5 protein-coding genes are annotated in these 6,945 nt (G+C 32.8%); all 5 read right to left on the bottom strand.

The genetic code is table 11. The features are described 5' to 3' along the window. Positions 1-137: 137 nt before the first annotated feature. Positions 138-581 carry a response regulator gene (locus VKY47_RS01430; RefSeq protein WP_324309763.1) on the bottom strand — a complete coding sequence of 148 codons (444 nt, stop codon included), beginning with the start codon at positions 579-581 and terminating at the stop codon, positions 138-140. 15 nt (positions 582-596) lie between these two features. Further along, the gene (locus VKY47_RS01435) at positions 597-2,426 is read right to left on the bottom strand and encodes a PAS domain-containing protein (RefSeq protein WP_324309764.1); all 1,830 of its coding nucleotides are present in this window, start codon (positions 2,424-2,426) and stop codon (positions 597-599) included. Beyond that, on the bottom strand, positions 2,410-2,826 hold the full coding sequence (locus VKY47_RS01440; protein WP_324309766.1) for a DUF7793 family protein: 417 nt from the start codon (positions 2,824-2,826) through the stop codon (positions 2,410-2,412). The genes VKY47_RS01435 and VKY47_RS01440 overlap by 17 nt, the downstream gene beginning before the upstream one ends. Before the next feature lie 199 nt (positions 2,827-3,025). After that, positions 3,026-5,377: a sigma 54-interacting transcriptional regulator gene (locus VKY47_RS01445; RefSeq protein ID WP_324309767.1), complete on the bottom strand. Its 2,352-nt coding sequence runs from the start codon at positions 5,375-5,377 to the stop codon at positions 3,026-3,028. 229 nt (positions 5,378-5,606) lie between these two features. Then, the gene (locus VKY47_RS01450) at positions 5,607-6,521 is read right to left on the bottom strand and encodes a site-specific integrase (RefSeq protein ID WP_324309768.1); all 915 of its coding nucleotides are present in this window, start codon (positions 6,519-6,521) and stop codon (positions 5,607-5,609) included. Positions 6,522-6,945 lie beyond the last annotated feature (424 nt).

The raw sequence follows: 6,945 nt of genomic DNA on the forward strand, positions 1-6,945 counted from the left end.
GCCCGACGAAATTTTAAGCACGCCTTTATTTACAATTTGTGCATTCGCCAGAAAGCAAATACCCAAACTGAAAAATAAGAAAAGAGTAGGTTTGTAATTCATGTTATTAGGTTTAGGTTAAAATTTGGGGTTGTTGTTTAAATTATTTCTTTAAAGTTTTGTTCTTGATTAATGCTTACAGATTTATGTACGACACTTTTAAATTTATCGACAGTTAAAGGTTTCATAATATAACCTGAGCAATTATTTTCTTTTTGGGCTTTAAAAATATCACTTGGACAAATGGAAGACGAAACCATATAAACTTCTATGGCATACTTTTCTAGTAGACGGAGTTGCTTAAACTCTTTAAAAAAAGTAAAGCCATCCATTTCTGGCATATTAATATCGACTAAAATGACATCTGGCACTGTTAACGATTTTATTCCGACATTTAATTCCAAAATTTTTAAAAAGCTAATAGCTGATATCGCGCTTGTAAAAACCCTTGTATTGATCTCAGAATTATATTTTTCTATAATTCGTTGATTAATAAAAAGATCTATTTTGTTATCGTCAATCAGCATTACATTCTTTATCATTTTTTATATTTATTTTTAAAATAGATTTGGTAAAATTACTTCAAATGAAGTTCCTTGGTTTAATTCACTTTTAACTAATATATCTCCATTTAAATCTTCTACTATTCGTTTTATAACAAACAGTCCTAATCCCGTACTCTGAGGGTTTCTACTACTTATTTTATAATAGAGATTAAAAATTTTATCTATATGTTCCTGGCCTATTCCTTGACCATTATCGGTAATAATTATATGGGTATTTGCATCTAAAGCCTTGACCTCTATTTGAATTTTAGGAATATGATTATCTGTTATTGGCCTAGAATATATTATTGCATTTTGAATGAGATTCTGAAAAACAAATTTTATAAGTTCTTGGTTAAAGTGGAAATCAGTTGTTTGCTGGATGTCCGTTTCAAACACGATATTATCAAAGTTTTCAGTTCCTTTTAGTTGCGTAAGCACTTTCGAAATTTCCGTTTCAAAATCTATAATAGAAATAGCTCTCTTTTTTTCAGAAACAATGGAAGCAAAAGCTAAATCATCCAATAACGAGCGACTCTTTTCCAGGGTTTCATCTAACATATCAATAACTTGAGTCGATCTGTCATTCATTTTCTCCTCTTTTAACAGATTCAATAAGCCTTCAGCCGACGTTAAAGGTGCTTTTAAGTCGTGTGCCGCTCGATATAAAAACAATTCCAGGTCTTTGGTCGTGGTTTTTAATTTTTCTTCTAGTTTTTTTCTCTTCGAAATGTCTAGCATGATGGCACAATAGAAATCTTCTTCTCCATTTTTCCAATGGCTAATGGTAAATTCCACCGGAAATTCTTGACCATTTTTTTTAAGACCCAGCATTTCAATATTTTCACCGTACATGTTGTTATCAAGTTTCTCTACTGCTTTCAAAAGCTCTTTAACTCCTGTTGCTACATGCTTTTTGGAAATTAAAACTGTTAATGGCTCTCCAATAATTTGGGTTTCGGTGTAACCAAAAGCAAGTTCAGCTCCTTTATTCCATTCAATAATATCTCCAGAGCTATTGGCTACTACAATAATTCCAACATTAATAGATTGGAATATATTACTGTATTTCAATTCCATGGCTTTTAGCTCGTCTTTTGCCTTAACCTTGGCTTTCAGCTTTTTAGAGCTAATGGTTGCATAAATTATTTCGTCATGAAGATTGACTACTGGTTTTATTTTTGTGATAAAAGTGGTTTCCTTTTCCTTTGGACACAGTCCTATGGACTTATACTTACTAGTTTCGCCAGTATCAAAAACTCTTTTCACTTCCTTTCTAAGATACTCCTGATCAGAAGGATTGACAAAATCATAAATAAAACACCCAACAAAGCTATCATTGGAAGAATTAAAAACACTTCTGGACGTATTGATTATTTTTCCACATTTGTTGATATATATCGTTTCGTTTGCGAAATTTCCAATTAGATGTTTTTCCTTAGAATAAACCGGATGGCTGTAATAATTAGAGATATCGTTACAAAGTGTCAAATATTTAACAACATCTCCCTGATTGTTTTTTAAAGGCTTAATAGTAGTTTCTAACCAATACTTTTTGGTATTTGTTTTGTGAGGAAGAACTCCCTTCCAAGCTTCTCCTGCTTGTAGGGTACTCCAAATCTCTACATAGGATGCTCTATTTGGCACATGCGATTTTAATAAGTGGTTGCATCTTCCCAGGGTGTTTTCTTTTGTAACCCCAAGAAGGTCTGAAAACTTCTCATTGGCATATATAAGCTTTCCCTTGTTATCTGTGAGGGCAATGATAACATGGTTTTTTAAAGATGCCAACAAGTCTGAATCCTGTTGCTTTAATAAGTTATTTTTAATTTTGTCTTGCATAAAATTTATTTTTAGATTCTACACAAAACACGAATGCATCTTCAACTGTACTAAAAACCTGAAAAGTGGTTTCTGGCTCGTAAATTCTCTTGTAAGAATTTACGAGGAGTTTTCCATTTAGTGTATCTACTACAAAAGCTTCTGAAATTCTTATTTTTTTTAAAACCGGACTGTTTGCAAATAATTTTGCTGCGGGAATTGAAAAACTGCCAACAAAACTTTTAATGTTGATAAGAAAAGGCATGGGCTTACCTTGTGCAATTATTTCAATGTGATGGATATAGGTTTTAATCTTGTTTTCTGTCAATCTGCAACTAACATCACTAAACTCGCAAATTAACACACCATTTTCAATCCGAAATTTAACTTTCTCGGACTCGTTTAATATTAGGTTGTTCATTCACTTGATTTTTTGGGGCTTTCATGATATGACTATTCCAACATGCGTGCCAAACAAAAGAAAGGCACTTTCTATACAGGACAACATACTGATGACAAGCTTGTTGCAAAATAAACAGAATAAACCTACAAAAAAACAAGTCACGGTATGCCGTGGAAAATGTTCGACGAAAGGAAGTTCCACGGAAAAATGAAATTTCCTAGGATTTTTGGATGCCTAATTTGTTAATTCTATCTCGTAAAGTGCTGGGCTTCAAACCAAGTAATTCGGCAGCACCATCTTGGCCTTCAATTTTCCAGTCGCACTCGTTCAAAACCCTTTTTATATGGATTCTAAGAACATCGTCGAGAGATAAAACGGTAGAGGATATTAAAGATTCCTTTTCAGAGGATTTGAAATTAGGAATATTTAACGTGTCGTTATTAGATAAGATAACCGCCCGTTCTATTAAATTTTCAAGTTCACGAATATTTCCAGGCCAAGGATAAGATTGTAAGTCGCTTTTAGTAGCCTCCGAAATGTATTTGATATTCTTTTTATATAATTTGCTAAATTTATTAGCGAAATGTTCGATAAGGATAGGAATATCTTCTACCCGCTCCCGTAATGGAGGAATGGTAATAGGAAATACATTAATTCTAAAATATAAATCTTCCCGGAAGGTATTCTCCTTAATAGCTTTTTCAAGGTTTCTATTGGTAGCCGCAATAATACGAATATCCACCTTTATGGTTTCTGTGCCTCCTATTTGCTCTATTTCGGACTCTTGAATGGCTCGCAATAATTTGGGTTGCATATCCAGAGGTAATTCCCCTATTTCGTCTAAAAACAAGGTGCCCCCATCGGCTAATTGAAACTTCCCTAATTTGTCCTTAATGGCTCCAGTAAAGGATCCTTGTTTGTGTCCAAACAATTCACTTTCTAATAGTTCTTTTGGAATAGCTGCACAATTCACCTTAATTAAAGGCTTGCTTTTTCTGTTACTAATATTATGGATTGCTCGTGCTATCAACTCCTTACCCGTTCCAGATTCGCCTAAAAGCAATACGGTAGCATCTGTATTGGCAACCTGCTCGACTTCAGTAAGCACTTGACTAAAAGCGGCACTTCCATAAACCATTTCTTCGTAGTTAAAAACCAAATCAATTTCTTCACGCAAATAGATGTTTTCTTGCTCGAGCTCTCTTTTAAGTTTATTCAGTTCTGCATTAAGGGTTACTAATTTCTCATTGGACTTTAATAATTGGATTTCGGCTTCATGACGTTCATTTCTTTCAATGGCAAGAGAAATAATATTAGAAATAGAAGTTGCAAACTCCTCATCTTCTGTGGTCCATTCTTTTACAACTCCAACTTGCTCGAAAGAAAGCACACCAAAATAACCATCAGGCCCTTGGATTAATACATCTAAAACAGACCTAATTCCAAGGGGTCCAAGATAGTTTTTGGAGAAATCTTTAGTTCTTTTATCGTTTAGCGCATCGTCTGCCAGTATGGTAAAATTCTTAAATAGAGCCTTGAAATAATTAGAGAAACTTTCTATCTTAAATTTTATTTTATTTAGATTTCCTTTTGCGTTAAAGCCATACGATTTTTCACAACGCAATTCTGTTTTCAATTTATTAAAACTCCAAATACTTACACGTTCTACTTGCAACGTCTTGGAGGAAAGCGCTGTAATTTCCTGAAAAACATAATCTAAATCCTCCCCAACTAATCCAGCAAGTTTTAAAATAGTATCTTTTTTTAGAATAGAACTTTTAGACGTGTCTTTTAATTCTTTTTGATATCTTAACCTTTCTGTGATATCGTTTATAATTTCAAGCAAATAGGCGTCGCCATTAATATAAATTTTCTCGAACGTAAGAATGGCATATCTTTTCTCTTTAGACTTTATACTGAGCTTTGCCTTATCAATCTGAAAAGACGCTTCATTATTAGCTTTAAATGTCTCCAAAAATTCTAAATTTATGCAGTCGTGAAATTCTAATTCATTTTGAACCCGATTTACAACATCCTCCTTATTAAATCCTGTATATGTTTCCCAAGATTTATTGACATCAATATATTGTAAACTATTTAAACAAATGAGCGATTTTGGAATGGGACTTTTTTCAAAAAACCATTTATAACTGGAATCGTTTTTTATATGGTCGTCAAAATCTACATGTTCCGAGTTTAATTTAAATGCACCATAAAAATTTACTTTCTCCCCATTAGCCATTGAAAGTGGAGACACGTGGCCTTCTAGTTCAATTAATTTTCCATTCTTAGTCAGGAAATTAATTTTTCCTGACCAATTCCTATTTTGTGCCAGAATCTCACGCCAATTGAAAATCTCTTTTTTTTGTGACGTGCGCGGGTAAAGCAAATCTATATTACTAGATAGCAATTGAGAATTGCTATAGCCTAATAAAGAACAAAATGCTTCGCTAATATAAGTAAAGTCGCCCTGAAGATTAAACGTACAAATTAATGCGTTCTCGTCTAGTCTCTGGACAAACTTGTTGTCATCTACATCATTTAATATTTGTTTTAAATTACGGTGCATTCTATTCGAGTTTTCAAACGTGCCACGTTAGCAATATAGCCTACCCTACAAATTATTATTAATGAATTTACAAAAGATTTTAACTCAATAAGAATTTAATGCCAAGTTTTTTTAAAGAAAATGAAGAGGGAAATCTGTTATTGCAGAAGGCCATGGAAACTATTGCAATCTAAAAAACCAGAGTTGAAAAGTAGATAGTGGAGGCGTGTTTACCTGTATAAGCGAGGACTTATATAGTATTCCTGTACATGATAAGGAAAAAAAAAGTTATTGTCACTGAAGCGCCTGGATGGACATTAATCCATAGATTACCATCAAATTCCAATATAACATCCTTCTTAGTCAATCCAATCATTTCCTTAAAGGCTAAACCAGTATAACAACAAAATACAAACATGTCTTTAATCTGTTGTATTCTGTTAATATCAAAGGTCTGATTCTCTAACTTTAAAAGTTCTGCTTGTGACAGATATACAACCTCTTTCTTCACTCTTCTCGCCTTGTATAACATGAATGGGTCTTTAGTTAAGTAATCCTCAGAAATTGCATATTTAATAGACCTTCTGAACCTCTGAATAACCTTATTCAAGGTTACCTGAGCAAAACCCTTCTCTGTCTTGAGATAATACTCGTAATGCTCAATAAAACTACTTTTAACAGATGATATTTTTACATCCCTAGAGTTATATTTCCATTTGATAAATTCTTTTAGATGTTTACCATATGTAACATATTTCAGATACGTGTCTTCATTCAACTCCTTATTAATTAATTTCTGTAAATACTTCAAGAATAATGTGTACACCTCATAAATCCCAACATCAGGCTTAACCTCCTCTCCTGTATATTTCCTAAAGATATCATCTACATCAAAAGTAATTTCATTAACCTGTAGTAATAAAAAAGCCTGATTAATTTGTGTCTTAATCAGGCTTAACTGTGTATTTAAAAAGTTGTGTTCTGTTTCTGTTGGCTTAACTACTTGGTTTTTATTATCCCAATTTTGGGCTTTTAAATAATATCCTGTAGCAAACTCTTTTCTTTTGTTTTGATAGGTAATTCTACAATTAAGAGAAGTACAACCATCTTTCCTTTTTCTGCTCTTATATATGACATATAAAATGGTCACCCTATTTACTTGCATAAGTATTAGTTTTTATAAATTTTAAATATTTTATTTTGTTGATTTTGAGACAGATACATTGTCCCCTTTTGAATTTTGAAGTGTCCCCGAATTATACCCCTTTTTGATGGCTTATTGATGATTCCCGAAAAATTCACAAACCACCCTAAAACAAAAAAGCATCCCAATCTTCGGTTAAGAAAAAAGGAAAGCTTTCCATTGGATAAAGTTGAAAGATTTCAACTCTACTACCTATGTGACAGACTACTACATCTGTCAAACAACACAACTAATTTTTATTGCCAAAAAAAGCTCCAATTTCTTGGAGCTTTAGCAATTTAAGCGGTCTGGACGGGTTTAATCTTAAACTCTACACTCCATTATCTATCAGGCATTTAGATGAAAATTGTTTTATTGCACCCCCTTATTTCTCACTTTTTATATT

The organism is Xanthomarina sp. (assembly GCF_035306705.1).
GTDB lineage: Bacteria > Bacteroidota > Bacteroidia > Flavobacteriales > Flavobacteriaceae > Xanthomarina.

Excerpts from the sequence above, each read along its gene's own strand:
- VKY47_RS01440 (WP_324309766.1), bottom strand. The coding sequence starts at position 2,826 with ATGAACAACCTAATATTAAACGAGTCCGAGAAAGTTAAATTTCGGATT.
- VKY47_RS01445 (WP_324309767.1), bottom strand. The coding sequence starts at position 5,377 with ATGCACCGTAATTTAAAACAAATATTAAATGATGTAGATGACAACAAG.
- VKY47_RS01435 (WP_324309764.1), bottom strand. The coding sequence starts at position 2,426 with ATGCAAGACAAAATTAAAAATAACTTATTAAAGCAACAGGATTCAGAC.
- VKY47_RS01450 (WP_324309768.1), bottom strand. The coding sequence starts at position 6,521 with ATGCAAGTAAATAGGGTGACCATTTTATATGTCATATATAAGAGCAGA.
- VKY47_RS01430 (WP_324309763.1), bottom strand. The coding sequence starts at position 581 with ATGATAAAGAATGTAATGCTGATTGACGATAACAAAATAGATCTTTTT.